Annotated in this window: 17 protein-coding genes; 11 read left to right on the top strand and 6 right to left on the bottom strand. The window is 71.1% G+C overall.

All coding sequences use genetic code 11. The annotated features are described in order from the left end of the window. Both PPSIR1_RS08680 and PPSIR1_RS08685 read right to left on the bottom strand, forming a co-directional pair. The coding region (locus tag PPSIR1_RS08680; RefSeq protein WP_006970653.1) for a hypothetical protein at positions 1–377 on the bottom strand (377 nt) is incomplete at its 3' end. Beyond that, complete coding sequence (locus PPSIR1_RS08685) at positions 374–670, bottom strand: hypothetical protein (protein WP_006970654.1); 297 nt, start codon at positions 668–670, stop codon at positions 374–376. The genes PPSIR1_RS08680 and PPSIR1_RS08685, both read right to left, overlap by 4 nt. Before the next feature lie 420 nt (positions 671–1,090). On the opposite strand from PPSIR1_RS08685, the gene PPSIR1_RS08690 reads away from it, so the two are divergent. Next, on the top strand, positions 1,091–1,372 hold the full coding sequence (locus PPSIR1_RS08690; protein WP_006970655.1) for a glutaredoxin: 282 nt from the start codon (positions 1,091–1,093) through the stop codon (positions 1,370–1,372). A 325-nt stretch (positions 1,373–1,697) separates the two neighbouring features. Here the strand turns inward: PPSIR1_RS08690 and PPSIR1_RS08695 are convergent, their stop codons facing one another. Both PPSIR1_RS08695 and PPSIR1_RS08700 read right to left on the bottom strand, forming a co-directional pair. Continuing rightward, positions 1,698–5,855, bottom strand: a complete 4,158-nt coding sequence (locus PPSIR1_RS08695) for a DEAD/DEAH box helicase (protein WP_006970656.1) — start codon at positions 5,853–5,855, stop codon at positions 1,698–1,700. Positions 5,856–5,951: 96 nt separating this feature from the next. Continuing rightward, positions 5,952–6,230 carry a hypothetical protein gene (locus tag PPSIR1_RS08700; RefSeq protein ID WP_006970657.1) on the bottom strand — a complete coding sequence of 93 codons (279 nt, stop codon included), beginning with the start codon at positions 6,228–6,230 and terminating at the stop codon, positions 5,952–5,954. A gap of 59 nt (positions 6,231–6,289) precedes the next feature. On the opposite strand from PPSIR1_RS08700, the gene PPSIR1_RS08705 reads away from it, so the two are divergent. The 8 genes from PPSIR1_RS08705 to PPSIR1_RS08740 all read left to right on the top strand — a co-directional run bounded on the left by PPSIR1_RS08705 (position 6,290) and on the right by PPSIR1_RS08740 (position 16,441). Further along, a complete protein-coding gene (locus PPSIR1_RS08705; protein WP_198154482.1) occupies positions 6,290–8,689 on the top strand; it encodes an ATP-binding protein in 2,400 nt (799 codons plus the stop codon). A 153-nt stretch (positions 8,690–8,842) separates the two neighbouring features. Further along, on the top strand, positions 8,843–9,394 hold the full coding sequence (rpsF, locus tag PPSIR1_RS42220; protein ID WP_006970659.1) for a 30S ribosomal protein S6: 552 nt from the start codon (positions 8,843–8,845) through the stop codon (positions 9,392–9,394). After that, positions 9,387–9,635, top strand: a complete 249-nt coding sequence (gene rpsR, locus PPSIR1_RS08715) for a 30S ribosomal protein S18 (protein ID WP_006970660.1) — start codon at positions 9,387–9,389, stop codon at positions 9,633–9,635. Before rpsF ends, rpsR begins: the two co-directional genes overlap by 8 nt. Further along, on the top strand, positions 9,635–10,093 hold the full coding sequence (gene rplI, locus PPSIR1_RS08720) for a 50S ribosomal protein L9 (RefSeq protein WP_006970661.1): 459 nt from the start codon (positions 9,635–9,637) through the stop codon (positions 10,091–10,093). The genes rpsR and rplI overlap by 1 nt, the downstream gene beginning before the upstream one ends. A 214-nt stretch (positions 10,094–10,307) precedes the next feature. Beyond that, the gene (locus tag PPSIR1_RS08725) at positions 10,308–12,335 is read left to right on the top strand and encodes a hypothetical protein (protein WP_006970662.1); all 2,028 of its coding nucleotides are present in this window, start codon (positions 10,308–10,310) and stop codon (positions 12,333–12,335) included. Between the two features lie 83 nt (positions 12,336–12,418). Further along, entirely contained in the window at positions 12,419–14,152 is a 1,734-nt protein-coding gene (locus PPSIR1_RS08730; protein ID WP_006970663.1) for an alkyl sulfatase dimerization domain-containing protein, read from the top strand. A 208-nt stretch (positions 14,153–14,360) separates the two neighbouring features. Then, entirely contained in the window at positions 14,361–15,098 is a 738-nt protein-coding gene (locus PPSIR1_RS08735) for a hypothetical protein (RefSeq protein ID WP_157595344.1), read from the top strand. Then, on the top strand, positions 15,095–16,441 hold the full coding sequence (locus tag PPSIR1_RS08740) for a hypothetical protein (protein WP_157595345.1): 1,347 nt from the start codon (positions 15,095–15,097) through the stop codon (positions 16,439–16,441). Before PPSIR1_RS08735 ends, PPSIR1_RS08740 begins: the two co-directional genes overlap by 4 nt. 179 nt (positions 16,442–16,620) lie before the next feature. On the opposite strand, the gene PPSIR1_RS08745 is transcribed toward PPSIR1_RS08740, so the two are convergent. Continuing rightward, positions 16,621–19,017: a M56 family metallopeptidase gene (locus PPSIR1_RS08745; RefSeq protein ID WP_006970667.1), complete on the bottom strand. Its 2,397-nt coding sequence runs from the start codon at positions 19,015–19,017 to the stop codon at positions 16,621–16,623. Beyond that, positions 19,014–19,388, bottom strand: coding sequence for a BlaI/MecI/CopY family transcriptional regulator (locus PPSIR1_RS08750; RefSeq protein WP_157595346.1), 375 nt, complete (start codon positions 19,386–19,388; stop codon positions 19,014–19,016). Before PPSIR1_RS08750 ends, PPSIR1_RS08745 begins: the two co-directional genes overlap by 4 nt. Before the next feature lie 123 nt (positions 19,389–19,511). Here PPSIR1_RS08750 and PPSIR1_RS08755 point away from each other — a divergent pair, with 123 nt between their 5' ends. Both PPSIR1_RS08755 and PPSIR1_RS08760 read left to right on the top strand, forming a co-directional pair. After that, the gene (locus PPSIR1_RS08755) at positions 19,512–20,009 is read left to right on the top strand and encodes a GNAT family N-acetyltransferase (RefSeq protein WP_157595347.1); all 498 of its coding nucleotides are present in this window, start codon (positions 19,512–19,514) and stop codon (positions 20,007–20,009) included. 34 nt (positions 20,010–20,043) lie between these two features. After that, positions 20,044–23,412, top strand: coding sequence for a VPS10 domain-containing protein (locus tag PPSIR1_RS08760; protein ID WP_006970670.1), 3,369 nt, complete (start codon positions 20,044–20,046; stop codon positions 23,410–23,412). Positions 23,413–23,674 lie beyond the last annotated feature (262 nt).

Consider the following 23,674-nt stretch of genomic DNA (forward strand, 5'->3'; position numbering starts at 1 on the left):
CCCGGGCCGCCCTCGAGGGCGCGCAGGAGCGGCTCGACGGCGAGCACGGCCGCCGGGTCGACGGTCGCGGGCTTGCGCCGCCCGGGCCTGCGCACGAGCGGCCGGTCGTCGTCGCGGGCGTCGACGCAGGCTCGCTCGGAGGACACCTCGGCGTCACTGGGCGCCTCGAACACGACGCTCCGATGGCCCCAGCGCAGGGTCTGGCCCTCGCGGGCCGTGGGCGCCGGGGTGCTCGGGCGGGCGAGCCAGCGCCGCCGGTCCGCGGGCTCGAGGCGCCACGCGAGCTCGCCGGGCGCGTCCGCGCCAAGGAGGGTCGTGGCCAGGGCCTGCGCGACGGCGCCGCTGCCGAGGAGGGTCGCGTCCATGGTCACGGTCACGGCTGCTGCTCGGACGACGACTCTCGTTGCTCGCGCTGCTTCCGGATGCGCTCGCGCAGGGCCTCGAGGCGGGTGCGCGCGTCGGCGATGAGCTCACCGGCCGACTCGCCCACGCCGTGGGCGATCTCCGTCGCCCGGGCGCTCGCAACCTTCTCGGCCTTCTCGATGTGGGGCTGGAGCTTCTTCCAGTTCTCCCGGGCTTCCGCGCCAGCGTCGCGGGCGGCCTTCCCGACCTCCGCGCCGAGGGTCCGCAGGTCTTCGAGGCCCTTGTCGAGCAGCTCTTTGGTGTCCATGGGCGCCCACCATAAGTCGGCCGAGGGCAGGCGCATCGGGGCAACCGCGCTCCCCATGTGATGGGCCCCACGTCTGGCCGCCGTGGCGACCAGACTCTAGATTTGATGGAGGGGCTTCGCAGCCCCTCCCCCGCACCGGCAAAGCCGTTACGGGTCCTGCGCCCCGGCGGTCGGGCGGGCGCCCTCCTGTCTGAGTCGTGGACGTGGGGCAGGGAGGGCGTGGCGTCGTCCACGACGGCTAAAATAGTCAGGGGCTGTGGATTCATTCACAGCCCCTGAGTCGTGGACGTGGGGCAGGGAGGGCGTGGCGTCGTCCACGACGGCTAAAATAGACAGAGGGGCGGACAGGACTCGTTCTGGCCGACCCTCTGGGTGCGCGTGTCGCTTGCGCCTCGAGGTCGCCAGCGCTAGGAGGCTCCCATGGGCACCTTCCCGCTCCCGGACGCCATCGACAAGGATGTGGTCATCTACCTGACGCCCTGGTGCCCCTACTGCATGGCCGCTCGCCGCCTGCTCGACACCCGCAAGGTCAGCTACGAGGTCGTCGACGTCACGGGCAACGCGGCCGCGCGGACCTGGATGCGCCAGAACACGGGCCAGAGCACCGTGCCGCAGATCTTCATCAAGGGCGAGAGCATCGGCGGCTTCGACGAGCTCTCGACCCTCGATCAGCGCGGCGGCCTGCGCGAGATGCTGGCCTGAACCCTCTGTGGGACTGTGAAACTTCACAGTCCCTGTCCATTTTGGCCGTCGTGGACGACGCCACGCCCTCCCTGCCCCACGTCCACGACCCAGGGACTGTGAAACTTCACAGTCCCTGTCCATTTTGGCCGTCGTGGACGACGCCACGCCCTCCCTGCCCCACGTCCACGACCCAGAGGCTGCAAACGCGAATCCACGCCCCCGCTTGCGGGGGCGACCACCACCCTTCTCCAAGGCACGAACCCCATTGCCCACCAAGCCAAAGAGGAGGAGCGGAGCGACGAAGCGTCCCCGGTCCCAGGCGGCTGTGGGGGCAAAACAGAGCTCAGTCGGCGAGCAGTCCGATGAGCTCGTCGAGGTCGAGGGCCCCGGCGCCTTCGAGCCCAAACAGCAGGTCATCAGTGAGCTCGCGCTTTTCGGCGTGGAGGGCGAGGATCTTCTCCTCGATCGTGCCTTTGCTGACTAAGCGGTACACCGTCACGGGTCGTGACTGGCCGAGGCGATGGGCGCGATCGGTCGCCTGATCTTCGACCGCGGGGTTCCACCACGGGTCGAGGTGCAGGACATAGTCGGCGCCGGTCAGGTTCATGCCGACGCCGCCAGCGCGGAGGCTGAGCATGAACACGTCGCCCTCGCCAGCCTGAAAGGCGTCGACGCGACGGGCCCGCTCGGCGGCCGGGGTCGCTCCGTCGAGCTCGAGGTACTCGATCCCCGCGGCCTCGAAGGCCTGGCGCATGAGCGCCATCGCGCCGAGGAACTGGGTGAACACGAGGGCGCGGTGGCCCTCCTCGCGCAGGCTCAGGAGCTGCCGGGTCAGGGCGTCGATCTTGGCCCCAGCGGGGCCGCGTTCGTCGAGGAGGCGCGGATCCACGGCGGCCTGGCGCAGGCGGGTGAGCTCCGCGAGGATTCGGACGCGCTGGGTGTGCTGTTCGCCCCCTTCGAGGGACTCGAGGGCACGGCGGCGGAGGGCTTCGTAGTAGGCGCTGGCCTTGGCCGTCGGCTCGATCTCGAGGGTGACCTCGGTCCGCGGCGGGAGCTCGTCGAGGACCTGGGCCTTGGTCCGGCGCAAGATGAAGTGCTTGAGCAGCGCGCGCAGCTGGCTCGCGGCCTCGCGCTCGCCTTGGGCGATGGGCTTGGCGAAGCGCTCGTCGAACTGCTTGCGCGTCCCGAGCAGGCCCGGGAGGAGCACGCGAAACAGACCCCACAGCTCGGCGGGGCGGTTCTCGACGGGGGTCCCGGTCAAGCCCAGGCGAAAGCTCGCGTCGAGCTCCCGGGCGGCCTTGGCCCGCTTGGTCCGCTCGTTCTTGAGGGCGTGGGCTTCGTCGAACACGACCGTCGCAAAGGTGAGGTCGGCGAGGGCCTCGGCCTCGGACACGAGCAGGCCGTAGCTGCACACGATCAGGTCTCGGGAGCGGGCGGCCGCGAGCAGCTCCTCGCGGTCGGGGGCGTCGGCGAGGACGGCCGGGCGCAAGCTCGGGGCGAAGCGCTGGGTCTCGGCGATCCAGTTGTGGACGACCGAGGTCGGGCACACGACGAGGGCGGGGCCCTTGGACGCGCGCTGGGCCAGCAGGGCCAAGGCCTGCACGGTCTTGCCGAGGCCCATGTCGTCGGCCAGGCACGCGCCGAGCCCGGCCTCGGCGAGGCGCCACATCCACTCGTACCCTTCGCGTTGGTAGTCGCGCAGCTGGGCTCCGAAGCCCCGCGGGCGGCGGGGGCGGGTGCCCGCGAGCTCGCGCGCGCGCTCGAGCCGAGCGCGGCTCTCGGCGTCGAAGGACACCTCGGCGAGGGACTCGCCCAGCCCCTCGACGACGGGGAGCATCGCCGCGGTGGTCCGGACGCGGCCGGCCTTGGGCGCGCCGAGCTTGTGGAGCGCGTCGAGGCGCCGACGCAGCTGCTCGGACAGGGCGAGGAAGCGGCCTTCGCCGAGGGCCACGAAGCGGGCTCCCGCGCGCCGCCCGATGAGCTCGGTGAAGCGGAGCACCTGACCCTCGTCGACCTCGATCTGGGCGTCGAGCTCGAGCCAGCTCTCGGTGGTGCGGACCGCGAGGCGCAGATCGCCCAGGCCCCGCTCGATCGGGGGCCGCAGCGGCTTGCCCTCGGGCCACGCGAGGACGACGGCGTCGCCGAGGTGGCCGAGCTCGATCACGACCTCGAGGGCGTCGACGAGCGTGGACACCGACCAGCTGAGCGGGCCCGTCGCGTAGGCGGCGAGGGTGGGGGCGTTTCGCTCGAGCTGGTGGGCGCGGCGGCGCTCGTCGACGAGGTCCCGCTCGCAGCGGAGCAGGCGGGTTTGAGCGTTCGCGGTGACCTCGCCCGAGACCGCCGTGTTCCCGACGCCCGGCGGGAAGTGGGGGCCCTCGATGCCCAGCGGCGCGACCCGGGCGCTCGCGCTCAGGTGGTCCCCGTCCCAGCTCAACAACAGCACGGGGCGCGGATCGGCGGTGATCTCCTGGGTCTCGGGCTTCAGGTCGCCCTCGACCTCGGCGCCGACGGTCACGCTCAGGCGGGCGAGGGAGCGCGCGAGCCGGTCCTTGGCGGCCGCGGGCACGGCGACGCCGGAGCCCAGCACCTCGAGGGCTTGCTCGAGGGCGGGGGTGCGGGAGGTGAAGGTCAACGTCGCCCCTTCGTCGTCCTTGCCCTCGCGCCACAGCAGCGGGCGATGGACGAGCTCCGGGGGATCGATCTCGACGCGCAGGCGGTCGCCGCTTTGGGTCGTGCGCAGCTTGGGGGGGCGGTGCTCGACTCGGATCGGCGCTCCCTCGGAGTCGATGACACGGGGGTGGCCGATCAAGCGCTCGAGCATGCGGCCGAGGAGCTGAGAGCGCTCGGCCGGGCCGAGCTGCCACGAGGGCGGGCTGTGGACGAGGTCGTTGAGCAGATCGTGGTCTGCCGGGGTCAGGCGGACGTCGTCAGCCTGCAGCAAGGTGTCGAGCTTGATCTCCCGGCCCTTGGTCTTGGTCTTGGAGCGCGTCGAGCGGACGCGCGGGGTCGCGCTCAAGGTGTGCGTCGAGATCCGCAGCTGCCACAGGAGCTCCCGGGACTTTTGCGCTTCCGGAGCGTCCGACACGGACTGCGCGCGGTCGACGATCGACTCGAGGCCGGCGAGCACCGTCTCCCACGCCTCTGGAGGGCACAAGGCCGTTGCGAGGGCGGGCGTCGCCGCAGTGCCGGGGTCGGCCTCGCCCAGGTAGGCCGCCGCCAGGGCCTCGAACTCCCGCGCGACCGGGTCGAAGCCGCGGGCGCGAGCGAGCTGAGCCCACCCGTGCAGGGTCTCGACGGCCTGCTGGCGCTGGAGCACGTCGGCCTCGTCGCCGTCGGCGGGGAAGCGCGCGTCGAGCCAGAGGTCGTGGAGCGCCCGAACCCAGGGGGCGGACCACTCGGCGTGCTCGCTCATCCGCGTCGACGCGCCAGGGCGAAGGTCGCCGCGCTTGCCCATGAGGCCGTGGAGGACCGCCTCGATGACCTGATGAGGCAGGTGCTCGCCGAGGTCGTTGTCGGAGCAGGTCTCGCTGACCGGCGCGATCGCCTCGAGCTGCTTGGCGTCCCCGTCCGAGCACGCGATCGCCGCGAGCACGTGGCACAGGCCCTCGAGCTGGTACAGGGCCTTGCGCTTGCGGGTCTTCATGGACGCGACCGCCTCGGCGCCGATGCGCGCGGCCTCGGCGTAGTCTCCGGCCCAGAACGCTGCGAGGAGCTCGAGGCCCTCGCGGCCGTACTTGGGCAGGCCGTCGAGGGCGAGGGCGCGCTCCGTCTCCCCGCGCAGGATCAGCAGGCGGCCGACGTCGAGGCGCAGCTTCTTGTCGTCGAGGTCGAGGGCCGCGTCGAGCACGTGCGCGGCGACGGGATCGAGCATGGTCCGCGCGAAGTCGATGGTGGACCGCAGGTAGAGCAGGCGCTCTCGGGCTTCGAAGCAATCGAGGGCGCCCGCGGGCGGGCAGGGGCCGAGGGACAGCGTGAGCCACTTCTCCTGATCTTTGTCGTGGAGGCAGCGCTTCGCCATGGCCACGACCCACGCGACCGCCTTGGGCTTGGCCTCGAGGGTGGCGATGCGTAGGTCCGTCTCGAGCTCCTCCGGGCTCGGCCAGGCCCCCCTGCCGTACGGGTGGACGCCCCAGCCTGGGCTCTTGCGCTTGTCGAGGGCGGCGAGGCGCCCGCTGCCGTGGAGCCGCTCGAGGACCGCGATCGTGACCTCCCGGGAGGTGCGGTAGAAGATGTTGTTGGGGGTGACGCGGCCCGAGCCGGAGCGGGCGAGGCTGACGAGCTCATCCTCGGCGAGGCGATCGATGGCTGCGCGGACCAGCTCTTTGGCTCGCTCGAGCTTCTCGTTGCCAGGGCCGCGCACGTTGCTGGTCTTCGCGCGCTTGATCCAGTCCGCGCGGCGCAGCCAGCTGTTTGCGAGGGCGAGGACGCCGAGCAGCTCGAGGCTGAGCCGGTCGAGTCCGTCGAGTTTCTCGGTGGGCGCGAGTTCCGAAGGCGTGGGCACCGAGCGGAACGCTAAGCGAGCGCCTCGTGTTTGTCAGTAGTTCTCCCGAAAGGCAGCAGATCTGCCGCCTCTAGGCCGGCACCGATGCCGGCAAGCTCACATGCTCTTGGCCTTGGTGCAGGCGTACTCGTTCTTGTCCGCCTCGCAGATCTCCTGGCACTTGTCCTTGCCGACCTTGTCGCACAGCTCGACGGTCATCGTCTCCCACTTCTTGCAGGCCTCTTCGCTCTCCGAGATCGTGCAAGCGATGCCGCAGTCTTGATGGGTGCCCTCGTCGGACAGGCAGAACTTGGTCGCGGCGTCCTGCGTCTTGCAGGCGGCGAGGCTAGCCGACAGGAGGAAAGACAGGCTCAGCAAGGCGAGGGGGCGACGCATGCCTCGAAGCTAGCAGTTTGAGCCCGCGGACGGTGCGAAAGTCCACTATGGTCTCGGCGATGAGCGAGGCCGAACTCGAGCTTGGGCGACGACGCGAGGCCGGGGGCGAAGCAGGGCGCGAAAGGGGCGAGACGGTCGAGTTGCCCGCGCGCGCGTTGTTGCGCCACGCCATGGCCCTGGGCTCGAGCGGCTCGGGCAAGACGGTGCTCTCGAAGGTCGTCGTCGAGGAGGTCGTGCGCGCGGGTTTGCCCGCGCTGTGTCTCGACCCCCAGGGCGATCTGTGCAGCCTGGCGCTGTCTGCCCACGACGACGAGGAGGCCCGCGCGGCCCTCGAAGCGCGCGGCGTCGACCCCGAGCTCGCGCGCCGCTTCGCCGAGGACGCCGACGTGGTGGTGTTCACCCCGGCCTCGACGCGGGGCGTGCCCCTGGGCGCCGATCCCCTCGCGGCCAGCTCGGGGCCCGACGCGGGCGAAGACGAGGAGCGGTGGACGCGGGCCGCCGGGACCCTCGCGGCCTTGCTGGGCTACGCGGGCGACGACGACGGGGAGGGCTTCATGGCCGTGCTCGCCACGGTGCTCGAGGCCCGGGCCGAGGCCGGCGAGGCGCTGACCAGCGTCGGGGCGCTGACCGATCACCTCGTCACCCTCGACGAGGCCGGCGGTCTAGACCCCTACGCCCGCTTTTGGTCCGTCGACAAGCTGCGCAAGGCGATCCGCAAGCTCGCTCGCCTCGAGGTCGGCCCGCGCCGCAAGCTGTTTCGCCTCGGCGTGCCCTTGGACATCGACCTGCTGCTCGGGCGCGGCTCGGGCCCCGAGGCGGCGCCGCCCGGCAAGACCCGCGTGGCGATCGTCCACCTCAACAGCTTGCACTCCCAGGAGGACAAGGAGTTCCTCGTCGCCGCCCTGGCCGAGCGCCTCTACGCGTGGATGCTCGCCAACCCCAGCGCCGAGCCCCAGGCCCTGTTCTACCTCGACGAGGTCGCGCCCTACGTCCCGCCCGTGCGCAAGCCTCGGTGCAAGGACAGCCTCCAGCTGCTGTTCAAGCAGGCCCGCAAGTACGGCCTGTGCTGCCTGATGGCCACGCAAAACCCTGGCGACGTCGACTACCGGGCGATGGCGCAGTTCGGGACCTGGGCCCTCGGGCGGCTGACCACGCGCCAGGACCTCAAGAAGGTCGAGCCGACGATCAAGGCCCTCGCGCCGGCGGCCTGCGACGCGATCATGGCCGAGCTCCCGCGGCTGCGGCCGGGGCAGTTCGTGCTGCTCTCGCCGGACCACTTCGAGGACCCCGTCCGCTTTCAGACGCGGTGGCTGCTGACGCGCCACGAGACCCTCGACGAGGGGCGCATCGCCGAGCTGGCCGACGCGCGCTGGCGCGAGCGCTTCGCCCCCTATCACAAACCGCGCGTGGCCAAGGCTGCGCCGGCGAAGGTCGAGCCAGAGCCGGTCGCGGTCGAGCCTGCGCCGGAGCCCGAACCCGCGCCGGAGCCCGCGCCGAAGCCAGAACTGCCCTTGCCCGCGCCTGCACCGGTCGAGGTCAGCGCGCCCGAGCCCGCGCCGGTCGAGGCCAGCAAGCCCGCGCCCGCCCCCAAGCCGGCCAAGCCCAAGAAGCCGACCAGGGCCGAGCGCGAAGCCCAGGCCCAGGCCGACCAGCTCGAGACCCTGCGCGTCGCGGGCCCCGTCGACGCCAAGGGCTTCGCCGCGGCCGCGGGCTGCAGCGTCAGCAAGGCCCGCCGCGACCTCGATCGCCTCGAGTCCGCGGGCCTCGTCGGCCGCTTCAAGCGGGGCCGCTCGGCGCACTACTGGGCCCGGGACACGGGCGCGCGCCCGGACCTCGACATGCCCGAGAAGGTGCTCGTGGCCACGCCGCGCATCGGCCAGCAGCAGGCGACGGTGCTCGGCCAGAGCCTGGTCAAGACCTCCGTGGTCGGGGCCCTACGCGGCACGGGCCCGGTCGAGACCCTGGTCCACGCCTCGCTGGTCCACGCGCTGCTCTACCGCGTCGAGTTTGAAGAGCGCGTGGCCGTGGGCCTGCTCGATCGCATCGGCGGCCTGGTCGGGGGGCAGCGAGGCGGCGGCCACGAGCTGCGCCTGGGCAGCGTCTACCTCCACCCGCAGACCCTGGCGCTCTCGGTCTGGGAGCCGGGCCGCGGGCTCGCCTTCGTCGAGGCCGAGCGGGAGATCCGCAGCCCGGCTAGCGACGTCCGAGACCTCGACGACGCCGTGCGCTTTGTCGCGTTGCCTCCGGGCGGGCTGCGCTTCGACGAGTCCCGCTGGCAGACCCGGGCGAGCCCCGAGGCGGTCCAGGCGGCCTTCGCGGCGCGCTGGGAAGGCCGGATCCTGGCGGTCAGGCCGGTCTTCCTGCCCCTGTGGAAGCTCCTGATTCGCCGCCACGAGCCGGCCGGGATGCGCATTGCGATGATCGACGCCATCGAGGGCCTGGGCGTCGAGTGGCCCTGAACATCCACGGCGCGCTCGTGGGCAGGGGGGCTCTTGCCAGCTGCCCCGACCTCGCGTAGATCTTCCGACCCTCCGCGCGAGCGCGTGCGGGGGTTCAACCTCAACTCCTTGCTCCGCGTACGCGCGGGGCCTGACGTCCACAGGGAGACCACAATGTCACTCGCAACCATCAACTCGTACTCGGCGCTGCGCGGAACCCAGCGTGAGTTCGAGGTCACGATGATCCTCCGTCCTGATACGAACAAGGAGGGCATCCAGAGCCTCGTCGCCCGCATCCAGGCGATCTTCGACTCCAACGGGGGTCGCATGCAGAAGATCGACAACTGGGGCCTTCGCACCCTGGCCTACCCGATCCAGAGCCAGCGCAAGGGCATCTACCTCTACGTCCGCTTCCTCGGCGGCTCCGACATGGTCAAGGAGCTCGAGCGCAACTTCCGGATTTACCCCGAGGTCGTTCGCTACCTGACCGTCATGGTCGACGAGAACGTCAACCCCGAGGCTCGCCCCAGCGACATCGACGAGGAGGCCCTCGACGCCGCCTCCGAGTCCGCGCCCGACCCCATCGAGGTCGCCGCCGAGAAGGCCCGCGCCGAGGCTGAGGCCGCCGCTGCCGAGGCCGCCGCTGCCGAGGCCGCCGCTGCCGAGGCCGCTGCCGCCGACGCCCCCGCCCCCGCCACCGAGAACACGGAGAACGACAATGGCTGATTACAACGACGACGAGCGCGAAGGACGTCGTGGAAGTCGCCGCAAGCGGGTCTCCCCCCTTGCCGACCCCAACGTCGTCATCGACTACAAGAACCCGCAGCTGCTCAAGCACTTCCTGACTGAGCGCGGCAAGGTGATCCCCGCCCGGATCACTGGCGTCAGCGCCCGCCAGCAGCGCGCGATCACCAAGGCCATCAAGCGCGCGCGTCAGCTCGCGCTGCTTCCCTACACGGTGCAGTAATGGCGATGCTCCAGGTGATTCTGACCAACGACGTCGACAAGCTCGGCCGCGCCGGCGAGGTCGTCAGCGTCAAGCCCGGCTACGGCCGCAACTACCTCTTGCCCCGCGGCCTCGCCCTCCCGGCGACCAAGGCCAACATGCGCCAGCTCGAGCACCACCGCCGCTCGATCCAGGCCGCCCAGGCCAAGATCCGCGCCGAGCACGAGGCGGCCGCGGCCAAGGTCAAGGAGGCCATCGTGTCCATCCCCCGCAAGGTCGGCAAGGAGGACAAGATGTACGGCTCCGTCTCGACCAAGGACATCGCGGAGGCGCTGTCGGCCCAGAACGTCGACATCGATCGCAAGATCATCAAGCTCGACGAGCCCATCAAGACCGTGGGCAGCCACGAGGTCACCGTCCGCTTCTCGGCGGAGGTCTCCGTGCCCCTCAAGGTCGAGGTCATCGCCGTCCCGGCGTGAGCCCCGCGACCTTTGAAGTCGTCGAGACTCGATGAGTCCGAGAAGAAAGGCCCGAGCGGGCCTTTCTTTTTTGGTTTGGTCTCGGACACCCAATTTCTCCGAAAATCTGCGTGATCAGTCCCCGGGCGCCAGCCGATCCGGAGCGCCCGATCAGTGGTATGCAGATGTAGTGAAAAGTCGGGTGAAGTGGTCAACCTCCCTGGTCTCTCTGTCCATGTCGCTGGGCCTCGCGTGCCAGGGCTCGGGCGCCGACGAGGGCACATCGAGCGCGGGCCCGAGCGACTCCTCGGGCCTCGGTGACGAGATCGGCGACACCACCGACGACGAGGGCATGGACGAGGCCGAGTCGAGCGGCAGCACCACCGGGGGCAAGCTCGACATGCCCGACGACGAGGCGGCGATCGTCGGCATCGCCATCGACCCGCCGAGCGCGGTCATCGAGGTCGTCGACGGGGTCATCCCCGACGCCGTCGACTTCACGCCGATCCTGACCAACGACGAGGGCGTCGAGTTCGCGGCCGAGGGCAGCGTGGTCTGGAGCTTCGACCGCCTCGACATGGCCAGCCTCGACCCGGGCCCGGGCACGCTCACGGCCACGGGCTTGCTCGGCGGCGTGGGGATCTTGAGCGCCACCTACGAGGGCCTCGAGGCCCAGGCCCAGGTCACCGTCAAGCTCGCGTACACCTTCACGCCGGACGAGCCCCTCGACCCCCTGGCCGAAGCCCTGCTCGACACGGCGACCGAGCCCGACCCGGCCCTCGACCTGCTCTACCCCTACGACGCGACTGTCTTCCCTCGTGGTCTGCTCGGCCCGCGGGTGCAGTGGAACGGGGGCAACGACACCGACATCTACAAGATCCACGCCGAGAGCGAGACCTTCGAGCTCGACTGGTACGGGTCCGTGCCCAACCCCTCGCGCTGGGACTTCCCCGCGCTCCCCGACGACATCTGGCTCAAGCTGACCGACTCGACCACGGGCCCGGTGAGCTTCGAGCTGCGCCGCTACGACGGCGTCTCGGCTTACCTGTCCGGGGTCCAGGAGTGGACCATCGCGCCGGCGAGCCTGGCCGGCACGATCTACTACTGGGCCGTCAACGAGGGCGACGTGCTGCGCATCCAGCCGGGCGCTTCGGAGCCCGAGCAGTTCCTCGAGAAGCCCGAGGGCACGACCTGCCTGGCCTGCCACAGCGTGTCCCGCGACGGCAGCACCATCGTCGCGTCCCAAAACGGCGGGCCGAGCCCGTGGGCGACCTTCAACCCCGACGGCTCCAACGTGTTCGCCAGCGCCCAGGCCTCGGGCTTCCAGGCGATCTCCCCCGACGGCGCGTGGATCCTGTGGGGCCAGAGCAACGGCGCCTTCCTGGGCCAGCCCAGCTACATGATCTTGAGCGCGAAGGACTCCGACGAGATCGCCGCGCAGATGTTCCAGACCACGGGCTACCCAGTCCACCCGGCGTGGTCGAACAACGGCGCCCGCCTGTCTTACGGCGTGCGCACCGACGGCAACTGGCTCGATTTCAACAACTCGACGCTGTGGGTCGTCGACGTCGACGTGCAGTCCAACCCGCCGGCCTTCCTCAACCCCGTCGAGATCGTGCTCAACGACCCGGCGCGGCCGACCGTCAGCTACCCGACCTGGAGCCCCGACGACGAGTGGATCGCCTTTGGCCGCGCGACCCAGGCCCGCACCCGCGGCGCCGCCGGGGAGCTGTGGATGGTCCACCCCGACGGCACCGGGGCCGTGGAGCTCGACCGGGCCAACGGCTTCAACCACATCCCCGAGCTGCAGACCGCCCAGAACTACGAGCCGACCTTCGTGCCCGTGGCCTCCGGCGGCTACTTTTGGATGGTGTTCGTGTCCGAGCGGCAGTACGGCAACACGCTCACCAACCAGGTCGTCGAGACGCGCTCGAAGCAGCTGTGGGTCACGGCCATCGACGTCAACGCCGAGCCCGGCTCCGACCCGAGCCACCCCGCGTTTTGGCTCCCGGGCCAGGGCCTCGACAACAACAACATGCGCGGCTTCTCGGCCCTCGACGAGTGCAAGGGCCTGGGCGAGGGCTGCGAGGCGGGCTACGAGTGCTGCGGCGGCTTTTGCATCGAGGTCGAGCCGGGCGTGTTCGTGTGCGAGGACGACGAGCCGGCCTGCTCGCCCAACGGCAGCGCCTGCGAGGTCGACGAGGACTGCTGCAGCCCCGAGGCCGAGTGCATCGGCGGCTTTTGCACGACGCTGATCGGCTAGTCGGCCCTTGTCTTCGCGGCCCCATTGGCGACAATGGGGCCGTGGCGAAGAGCGTAGGGAACATAGTTTTTGGCGTCGCATGCGTGATCGCGGGCCTGACGGGCTGCGCCGGGGGCCAGGCCGTGGAGACCCAGCGCGTCGTCCCGACGCCGCAGATGCTCGAGACCCACTGCGAGGAGTCGGTCGGCGAGGCTCGGGTCGAGCGCTTCGAATTCGAGGGCGGCGTCGAGGTCTACGTGGCGATCGGCTACGACCTCGCCAACACGATCTTGATCCACACCCCCGAGGGCAACGTGATCGTCGACGCGATGTCCGGGCCCAACCGCGCGGGCGCGGCCCGGGACGCGCTCTTGGCCCAGGCCCCCGGCGAGACCAAGGCGCTGATCTTCACCCACAGCCACATCGACCACGTCGGCGGCGGCACCGTGTGGGCGCCGCTCGAGGGCGAGGTCCCCGTGTGGGCCACGGAGGCCTTCTCGGGCCACTTCTTCAAGCAGTACGGGGTGTTCCAGGCGGCCGAGCGCGACCGCGGCCGGCGGCAGTTTGGCGACCGGGTGAGCGAGGCCAACCTGCCCTGCTCGGCCCTGGGCGCGAACATCGACTTCGCCTCGGGCATCGGCGAGGGGCTGCGCCTGCCCACGCAGACCTTCACCGGCAAGGCCAGCATCGAGGTCGGTGGGGTGACCATCGAGCTCCACGAGGCCCACGGCGAGACCGACGACCAGCTGTTCGTGTGGCTGCCCGAGCAGCGCGTGCTCATGCCCGGGGACAACATCTACCGGACCTTCCCCAACCTCTACACCATCCGCGGGACCCGGCCGCGGCCGGTCGACGCGTGGATCGACAGCCTCGACCACATGCGCCGGCTCGAGCCGACGCTGCTCCTGGGCTCGCACACGATCCCCGTGCAGGGCGAGGCCACGGTCGCCGACGTGCTCCGGGACTACCGCGACGCCATCGCCTTCGTGCGCGCGACGGTGGTCCGGGGGGCGAACGCCGGGCTGAGCCGGGACGCGATCGCCTCGGGGGTCGAGCTGCCCGCGCACCTCGTCGACAGCCCCTGGCTGCGCGAGCTCTACGGCCAGCTCGACTGGTCCGCGCGCTCGATCTACGACGCCGAGCTGGGCTGGTTCGACGGCCGCCCAGAGACCCTCTACCCCCTGCCGCCCGCGGACCTGGCCCGCCGCGAGGTCGAGCTCATGGGCGGCCCGCGGGCGGTGCTCGACGCGGCCCGGGCCGAGGGGCAGGACCCGCGCTTTGCCCTGCACCTCCTCGCCAAGCTCGAGCGCAGCGGCCTGCTCGAAGACGGGGAGGTCGCCGAGCCCGAGGCCTTCACCCTCGAGCGGGCCGAGGCCCTGCGCGCGGTCGCGGCCGAGGTCGCCAATACCAACGGCCGCGGCTACCTGCTGGAGTTCGCCCTCGAGCTCGAGGCCGGGCCCGGGGAGAACTTCACCCCCGAGCTGTCCGACGAGTTCCTGCGCGAGCTCCCCGTCGACCTGTTCTTCGACGCCATGCCCGTGCGCCTGCGCCTCGACATGGCCGGCGAGGTGGAGGAATGCCTGGCCCTCGAGCTCAGCGACGTGAACCGCAAGGTGTGGATCACCGTCCGCCGGGGCGTCGCCGAGATCGCCTGGGACGCGCCCTTGCCCGGGACGCCCGAGCCCATCGCCACGGTGACCACGGACAGCCTGACCTGGAAGCGCGTGGCCCTGCGCCTCGACACCTCCGCCCAGGCGGTGAGCTCGGGGCGCTTGAAGATCGACGGGCCGGCCATGCAGGTCGCGGCCTTCTTCGACCGCTTCGACCGCGGGCTCTAGCTGGCGGGCTCTGGCCGGATCTGGCGCGCGGAGGCTCGTCGGCCGGGGCCGAGCTCAGCGAGTCGCGCCGCGTCACCAGGCACGCGTGTACGAACGCACATGTGTTCGAGTCATCCATCGTGGGGCCTTCGGGATTGCTCTTTTGATGGCCATCGCGGCGGACCGTCTGTCGTGATTGCCGTCGGACAATCACGAAAAGAGGCACGAAATGAAAATCGATACTTTGACGCGGGCGAGCATCGTCGGCGTGTGGATGAGCGCGTCCTTGGGGTGCGTGGAGATGGAAGTGGACGAGCTGCGCGCGACCGAGGAGCCGCAGGAGGCTCAGGGGCCGGAGGCGTTCGTCGACGGCGAGCAGGGGGCGCCCGCGACGGTGGACCCCTGTGACCCCGCGACCGAGCGCGCGCTGACCGTCGAGTGGGCGGGGGAGCTCGCGGAGGGATCCTCCGTTCGCCACGGGTCGGTGTTGCCCTGGACCCTGACCAACCACTCGGGCGAGGTCCAGCGCGTGGATCTGGTGGCGACCTTTGATCGCGGCCAGCTGAGCACGCGCTCGGGGGTGCTCGACAGCCTCGAGCTCCAGCCGGGGGCCCGCCACGTCGGCCGCGTCGATCTGGGCGAGCTGGTCACGGACCTCGAGGGGCTCGACTACTCGGGCATGGTCATGCTCAGCGCCCTGATCCCGGGCGGTCCTGCGAGCGTGGGCGAGCCGCGCTTTTTCCACCCGACGGGGGCGGGCGGGCTGCTCGTCTACGACGAGGCGACGATGCGCGCCGAGTTCGGGGCGGGGGACTTTCGCGGCCGCGCGACGCAGCGCGACGAGCCCGGGGTGGTGACCACCCGCGTGGTCTCGGCCAAGGACGTGATCCACGGCGTCGACGATCAGCTCGAGCCCGAGGTCCGCGACGGCCAGGGGGACGGCCGAGATCAGGAGGTGGCGCGATGACGCGGCTCAGCCTTCGAAGCGTCGTGCTCGCGGCCCTGAGCGGGGGCGCGTGGCTCTTGCTGCCCGCGGGGCAGGCCCACGCCGAGCGCCTGTGCGTGAAGTGGGAGATCCGCACCGAGGACAGCGGGATGGGGATCCAAGCCGGCCCCAACGCGGGCGGCACCGAGGACAAGTACGCCGGGGCGAACGCCGGCGCGACGGCCTCGGCCCTCGGCGTGCGCGTGCGGATCTCCCGGCCCGGCTGGGCGCAGACCTACGACACCGCGCCGGGCTCGGGCTGCGTCGACTGGAGCGACTCGTCGTGGTCGGGCGACTACGACGTGCGGGTCTACGGCTACCAGACCGACGCCAACGACAACGTCGTGCGCATCCACGACTCGCAGTCGGACAGCTGCGCGGTGGCCCCAGGGGCGACCTACTCGCTGCTGATCCAGGACTACACGCCCTCGGGCGGCACCGACGTGATGAAGGTCGGCGACGAGATCGGCCGGTGGACGACGCAGGCGATGCTCGGCTACGGCCTGTACCGCTACCACGACGGCGTCCACGACAAGACCATCCACGCGGGCTTCGACGAGGGCAACGGCGACGGGCAATGCAACAGCAGCGCCCACGACGGGACGCTCAACAGCTTCATCACCTCCGGTCGCCACTGCGTGCAGTACTCCGACTGCGCCGCCGACGATGACCGGCGCAAGAAGTTCCTCGTCGGCCACGAGTTTGGCCACGCGCTCACGGCCCTGCACTACGGCGACAAGGCCGGGGCCACCAACGGCGACGAGCCCGGCGCGGACTCGGGCTGGCTGGGCATCACCGACGACAACAGCTGCGCCAACTCGAGCGTGTACGACATCACCGACGTCGAGTGGAGCAGCATCGCCTTTCGCGAAGGCTTCGCCCACTTCGTGTCGGCGAAGATCTTCAACGACCGCGAGAAGTCGGCGTCCACGGGGCTCTACGAGGGCGCCTTCCACTGGGGCGGGAGCCACTCCCAGGACCTCCAGCGCCCGAACAGGGGCCAGGTCTCCGCCAGCGACAACCGCTACGACGACCTGTGCTGCGCGTCCACGAGCGGCTGCGGGACCGGGACCGGGGTCATCGGCGACTGGATGCGCTTTTTGTGGGACTGGTATGCGAACGAGGGCTTCCTCGGCTCGTGCACCCAACAGCCGACCAAGCTCAACATGCTGTGGCTGTACACGCGGACCCGCCAAGAGGGCGGCCTGCTCCGGAACAACTACTTCCAGAAGCTCCAGGACGGGGCGGACGCGATGAACCTGCCGACCTGCCTCGAGGACGGCATGCTCGACATCCACGCGGCCCTCAACGGCGTGGATCAGTAGGGCGAAGCAAAGGCGAGCGCCCCCTGGACCCGGGCGGGTCGAGGGGGCGCGCGTCGTCGCCGGGGCTCAGTGCGCTCTGCTCTCTCTAGCCGTCGTGGATGTCCACGCTCCGCTAGAGCGGGTCGAGGAGCAGGAGCGGCAAGAGCAGCAAGGTCGTGGCGACGAGGAGGACCATGGGCTCAGATCGGGGTGGACTTGGCCTTGGCCTTGGGAGCCTTCGGGGCCTTCGGGGGCTTGGCCGGCTTCGAGGGCTTCGGGGGCTTGGCGGCCTTCGGGGGCTTGGGCGGCCTCGGGGGTTCGGGGACCTCGCCCTCGGCCTCGAGGGCCTTTTCGATGCGCTCGAGCTCGCGCTCGAGCTCCTCGCGGGCTCGCTCGAGCTCCTCGCGGGCGGCCTCGTGGTGGCGCCGGTTCCCCTCGTGGTGTCGCCGATGGCTCCGCTCGCGGTTTCGCTCGGCCCGCTCGAGCTCGCGCTCGCGCTGCTCCATGGCTCGCTCGCGCATGGCCTCGGCCCGCTCGAGCTCGCGCTCGGTCCGCTCTCCGGCGCGCTCGGCCATCTCCTCGGCGCGCTCGGCCAGCTCCTCCGCCCGGTCCTCGAGGGCCTCGAGCTGCTCTTCGGACAAGTCGCCGCTGAGGCTCCCGACGATCAGCCCGGTCAGGGCGTCGGCGAACTCCTCACCGAGCTCCTCGCCAAGCTCCTCCTGGAGCTCCACGGTGACCTCGCGCTCGATGAGCTCCTGGAGGGGGACGCCGTCGATCTCCACGCCCATCATGCCCTCGAGGGCGGCCTCGGGGTGCTCGAAGTCGAGGTCGAAGTCGAAGCCCTCCTCGGGGACCTGGACGCGCAGGCTGGGGTGCTGGCCGTCGAGGATGAGCAGCTCGCCGTCCTTGCCCTCGATGCGCAGGCTGGGGTGCTGGCCGTCGAGGATGATGAGCTCGCCGTCTTCGCCTTGGACGCGCAGACCGTCGCCGTCGATGATGACCACGTCGCCGCCATCTTGGATGTGCAGGAAGGTCTCGCCGTGGGGCGCTCGGGGAGCGAGGGCTCGGGCCTCGCGCTCGGCCTCCCGGGCCTCGCGCTCGGCGTCCCGGGCGGCGCGCTCGGCTTGCTCGGAGGCCTCGATGGCCCGGCGGCGCGCCTTTTGAGCCTTGGCCCGGGCCCGCTCGGCCCGCTTTTCGGCCGCGGCCTGCTGCTTGCGGGCGCGCCGACCCTCGCGGGCCTCGGCGCGGCCGCTCGCCTTGCTGCGCTCTTTGGCCTTGGCCTCGGCCTCTTCGTCCTGCTCGGGGCCGGCGTTGACGACTCCGGGGGCGAACACGACCAGGGCCGCGAGGGCGCTCAGGCCCAGGGCCATGCGACCGGGGCGGTGACCCTCGGGGCGCAGGCGGGCGGGGTCGCCGTCGAGGGCTCGACGGACGCGGCGGAGCAGGGGGCGCTCGTCGGACAGCATGCCCGCGACGAGGGCCGCGTGCTGCGGGGTGCGGTGCTGCTTGGCCCAGCTGGCCAGCTCGGCGAGGGCCTTGGCGAAGCCGATGCCGTCGCCGGTGCGCGCGATGGCCCAGTCGTCGGCGAGGAGCTCCGCGGACTCCTGCATGCCCTTGCGGGCCAGGCGGTTGAGGGGCTGGAAGAACAGCAGGCTCTCGATGAGCGCCGCCAGGGCCAGCCAGTGGGGGTCGCGGCGCTCGAGGTGGGCGAGCTCGTGGGCGAGGGCCGAGCGCATCGCGGCCGGGGACAGCTCCTCGACGGCGCGCTCGGGCACGACGATCTCCCGGGCCCACAGGGCGATGGGGCTGCCCAGGCCGGCGAGCTGCGTCAGCCGGATCTTGCGGCGGATGCCCGTGTCGCGGCACAGGGTCAGGAAGCTCTCGAGCACCGGGTCGACGAGGACCTCGGAGCGCGGGGCGAGGCGGCGACGCAGGGCGAGCACGCCGCGGCCGAGGCGGGTGAAGGTCACCGCGGTGCCCAGCAGCCACGCGCCCAGGAGCACCATGGGCCACACGGGCAAGCTGGGCGCGCCCGGGCCGGCGTCGGTGGTCGCCGAGGTGCTCGCGCCGAGGACCGCCGGGGTGTCTCCGTCGAGCTCGGGGACCAGGGGCGCGAAGGTGCCGCCGTGGAAGACGAAGGGCGGCGGGGCGGGGGAGCGCTCGCGGAGCGCGACGATGCGGCCCTCGTCGAGGAGCAGCAGCTCGCGGTCGCCGTGGACCACGTGGCCGTGGAGCCGAGCCGGCGCGAACTCGACGGTGACGCGCTCGCCAGCGGCCGCCGTCGCGATCACCGGCGCCGTGTCTTCGCTGACCTGGGTCGGCTCGGCGGCCTGGGCCGTCTGGTTGCTCGGGAGCTCGATGGCCCCAAAGGCCGGGGTCAGCCCGGCGCCGACCTGGATCGTCGCCGTGGCCAGGCCGCCGACCAGAGCCAGCTTCCACGCTCGGTTCTCGAAGCTCGGACCGACGCGCTGGGCCAGGGGCTTGATCCCCCGGCACACCAGCCACACGCCGCCGATCAGGAGCGTCGAGTGGATCGCGTAGGTCAGCGCCCAGCTCAGGGCACCCATGGACGCCAGCTGCAGCCATTCGACGGTCATTGTCCGCGCTCCTTGGCCTCGATGAGCCGCTTGACCTCGGCCAGCTCCGACGCGCCGACCTCCCCGTGGTCGAGGAGGTGGTGGACCAGGGCCGTGACGTCGCCGCCGAACAGCCCGGTGGTCAGCCGCGCCAGCGCCGACTGCTGGACCTGGTGCTCCGACACCGTCGCTCGGTAGCGGTACTGCCGACCCTCGACCTCGTGGGTGACCAGGCCCTTCTTCTCGAGCCGGCCGAGCTGCGTCGCCACGGTGGTCGAGGCCAGGGGGCGCCCCTCGCTGGCGAGGGCGCGCTTGACTTGGCCGACGCTGGCGTTGGGTTGGGTCCACAGCACGCGCATGAAGGCGAGCTGTACGTCGCTGAGTGCTTCCACGACGACAGGTGTAGTTCTACAGGAGTAGTTGAGTCAACTACGTTTGTAGTATTTTCTCATGAACGTCGTTATCGGACCCCGGTGACAAAAAGCTCGGGAGCGCGCTTCGCTACCATGGTGGCCATGGCGATGGCCAAGGTCACCACCCGGCCCGCGGGCGATGCCGACGTCGACGCGGCCGTCGAGGTCCTGCGCCGCTCGATCACCGAGCTGTGTGTCGCCGATCATCAAAACGACCCCGAGACCCTCGCCGAGTGGCTCGCCAACAAGACCCCGGAGCAGTTTCGCCGCTGGCTGGCCAAGCCCGGGCTGCGCACCCTCGTCGCCGAGCGCGAGGGTCGGGTGTGCGGCGTGGGCATGCTGAGCGCCGACGGGGTCTTGCACCTTTGCTACGTGCACCCGGATCACCTGCGCCGCGGCGTCGGTCGAGCGCTGCTCGTCGCCCTCGAAAACCACGCCCGCGGCCTCGGTCTCGAGCGCGTGACCCTCGACGCGACGACCACCGCTGTGAAGTTCTACGAAGCCTTCAACTATCGTTGCGCGGGCGCGTCGAAGCGGGGCTTTGGCGTGACGGCGTGCCGGGCCTACGCCAAAGCGCTCGAACGCCGTCATCGTCGTTGAAAGGCCGGGGCCGAACCGCGATAGTGCCGAGGCCATGCGTCGGTACGTTCAACTGCTGATCTGGTCGTTCTTCTTGCTCAGCGCCTGCGCGGCCACGCGTTCGGGTCGGCAGAGCCAGGCGGCCGACAACGGCCCGATGCGCGCCGAGACCTTCCAGGGCCTGACGCTGCGCAACATCGGCCCGGCCTTCATGTCGGGGCGCATCGCCGACGTCGCCTTCGAACCCGGGGACCCCAACGTCTGGTACGTGGGCGTGGGCTCGGGCGGGGTGTGGAAGACCGAGAACGCGGGCACGACCTGGGCCCCGATCTTCGACGGCCAGGGCTCTTACTCTGTCGGCTGCATCACCGTCGACCCCTCGAACCCGCACGTGGTCTGGGTGGGCACCGGGGAGAACGTCGGCGGCCGCCACGTCGGCTACGGCGACGGGGTCTACCGCTCCCGGGACGGCGGCAAGTCCTGGGACAACGTCGGCCTGAGCAAGAGCGAGCACATCTCGAAGATCCTCGTGCACCCCGCCGACCCGGACACGGTGTGGGTCGCCGCTCAGGGGCCGCTGTGGTCCTCGGGCGGCGAGCGGGGCCTGTACAAGACCACCGACGGCGGCGAGACCTGGAAGCCGGTGCTGAGCGCGGGTCCGTGGACCGGGGTGACCGACGTCGTCATCGATCCTCGCGACCCGGACCTGCTCTACGCCGCCACCTGGCAGCGCCACCGCACCGTCGCGGCCTACGTCGGCGGCGGCCCCGAGTCGGGCATCCACAAGTCCGTCGACGGCGGCGAGACCTGGACGCGGCTGAGCAAGGGCTTGCCCGGCGACCCGAGCTTCAAGGCGGGCGGCGAGGACAAGCCCGGCAGCCGCCCGGCGGCCAAGCCCATCGACGACGGCAACATGGGCAAGATCGGCCTGGCCATCTCGCCCCACGACCCCGACGTGGTCTACGCGGCCATCGAGCTCAACCTGCGCACGGGCGCGGTGTTCCGGTCGAGCGATCGCGGCGAGTCGTGGACCAAGCAATCGGACACCGTGGCCGGCGGCACCGGGCCCCACTACTACCAGGAGCTCTACGCCTCCCCCCACGCCAAGGACCGCATCTACCTCGCGGACGTGCGCATGCGGGTCTCGGACGACGGCGGCGAGACCTTCCGGATCATGGACGAGGAGTTCAAGCACTCCGACAACCACGCCCTGGTGTTCCGCGCCGACGACCCCGACTACCTGATGGTCGGCACCGACGGCGGCCTCTACGAGAGCTTCGACCTGGCCAAGAGCTGGCGCTTCGTCGACAACCTGCCGATCACCCAGTTCTACAAAGTGGCGCTCGACGACGCCGCGCCCTTTTACAACGTCTACGGCGGCACCCAGGACAACAACACCCAAGGCGGCCCCGCGCGCACGGACAGCGCCCACGGGATCCGCAACGCCGACTGGAAGGTCGTGCTGGGCGGCGACGGGCACCAGCCCGCGACCGAGCCGGGCAACCCCGACATCCTCTACGCCGAGTCCCAGCAGGGCTACCTGCACCGCGTCGACACGACCACCGGGGAGCGCGTGCTGATCCAGCCCCAGCCCGGCGAGGGCGAGCCGGGCAACCGCTTCAACTGGGACTCGCCCATCCTCGTCAGCCCCCACGACCCCAAGCGCCTGTACTTCGCGTCTCAGCGAGTGTGGCGCTCGGACGACCGCGGCGACTCGTGGACGGCGGTGTCCGGCGACCTGACCCGCGACGAGGAGCGCCTGCAGGCGCCCCACATGGAGCGCCAGTGGAGCTACAACGCGCCCTGGGACCTCTACGCCATGTCCCAGTACAACACGATCACCTCCCTGGCCGAGTCGCCGGTGCGAGAGGGGGTGCTCTACGCCGGCACCGACGACGGCCTCATCCAGGTGTCCGAGGACGGCGGCAAGGCGTGGCGGAAGGTCGAGGTCCGCTCGCTGCCCGGGGTCCCCGAGCGCGCCTTCGTCAACGACATCAAGGCCGACCTGTTCGACGCCGACACCGTCTACGTCGCCCTCGACAACCACAAGTACGGCGACTTCGCCCCCTACCTGTTCGTCAGCCGTGACCGCGGCAAGAGCTGGAAGTCCATGGCCGGGGACCTGCCCGAGCGCCACCTGGTGTGGCGGGTCGTGCAGGACCACGTGCGCGAGGAGCTGATGTTCGCGGGCACCGAGTTCGGCGTGTTCTTCACCGTCGACGGCGGCCGCAAGTGGATCGAGCTCGCGGGCGGGACCCCGACGATCTCCTTCCGCGACCTGGCCATCCAGCGCCGGGAGAGCGACCTGGTCGGGGCCACCTTCGGCCGCGGCTTTTGGATCCTCGACGACTACACCCCGCTGCGCGAGGTCTCCGAGGAGTCCCTGGCCAAGCCCGCCGCGCTGTTCACCCCGCGGGACGCCCTTTGGTACATCGAGCGCCAGAACATGGGCTCGCGGCGGGAGCAAAAGGCCTCCCAGGGCGTCGGCTACTACGCCGCCGACAACCCGCCCTTTGGGGCCGTGCTGACCTACTACCTCCAAGAAGGGTTGCAGACCCGCACCCAGGTCCGGCGCGGGGAGGAGAAGACGCGCATCGAGGCCGGCCAGGACACGCCCATGGTCGGCTGGGACGAGCTCGACGCCGAAAAACGCGAGCGCGGACCCGCCGTCATCCTGACCATCCGCGACGCGAACGGCCAGATCGTGCGCCGCCTCTACGGCCCGACCACCGCCGGCATCCACCGCGTCGCCTGGGACCTGCGCATGCCGGCCGAGCAGGCCATCGGCCTCACCCCCTCTTACGCCTACGCCAAGCCCAAGCCCCCCGAGGGCTTCATGGTCGGCCCGGGCCGCTACACCGTGACCCTGTCCAAGCGCCACGACGGCAAGACCGAGGCGCTCGCCGGGCCCATCCCCCTCGAGGTCGTGCCGCTGCGCAAGCAGGGCGCCCTCGAGGGCGCCGACCCCCAGGCCGTCGCCGCGTTCTGGAAGCGCAGCGCCGAGCTCTCGCGCTCGGTCTCCGCCGCCGCCCAGGCCATGAAGCAGACCCACGATCGCCTCGAGAAGCTCGAGCAGGCCCTCGACCGCTCGCGCGCCGGCAGCGAGCTCGACGACGAACTCGACGCCCTGCGCGACACCCTCGAGGCGCAGCGCGAGGCGCTGTTCGGCAACCCGACCAAGAGCGAGCTGCGCGAGGAGCAGACGCCGAGCGTGAGCGACCGGCTCGACGTCGCCATCTCGGGCACCCGGCAGTCGACCTACGGCCCGACGCCGACCCACCTCGAGAACCTCGAGCTCGCCGAGAAGGGCTTCCAGGCCATCCGAGGCCAGCTCAACAAACTGCTCGAGGAGCAGCTCCCGGCCTTCGAGTCCAAGCTCCAGGCCGCCGGCGCCCCCTGGGTCAGCGGCCAGCCCATCCCCTGACGCGTCCCGCCCCGAGGAGTGACGCCCCCCGCTCGGGGGTCGAGCACGAGGCTGTCACCTCCTCGGGAGCGGACGCCCGCTCTCGGAAGGTGATGCCCTCAGCCTGGAAGGTGAGAGCCTCAGCGCAGAGCTGATGCCCTCAGCGCGGAGATGAGGCCTTCACTCCCGCCAAATGACGCCCCCGCTCGCGGGGGCGACCACTGACCGTCTAATGGGCACGAACCCCATTGCGGACCAGCCAAAGCGGAGGAGCGGAGCGACG

The sequence above is a fragment of the Plesiocystis pacifica SIR-1 genome (genome assembly GCF_000170895.1).
Classification (GTDB): Bacteria; Myxococcota_A; Polyangia; order Nannocystales; family Nannocystaceae; genus Plesiocystis; species Plesiocystis pacifica.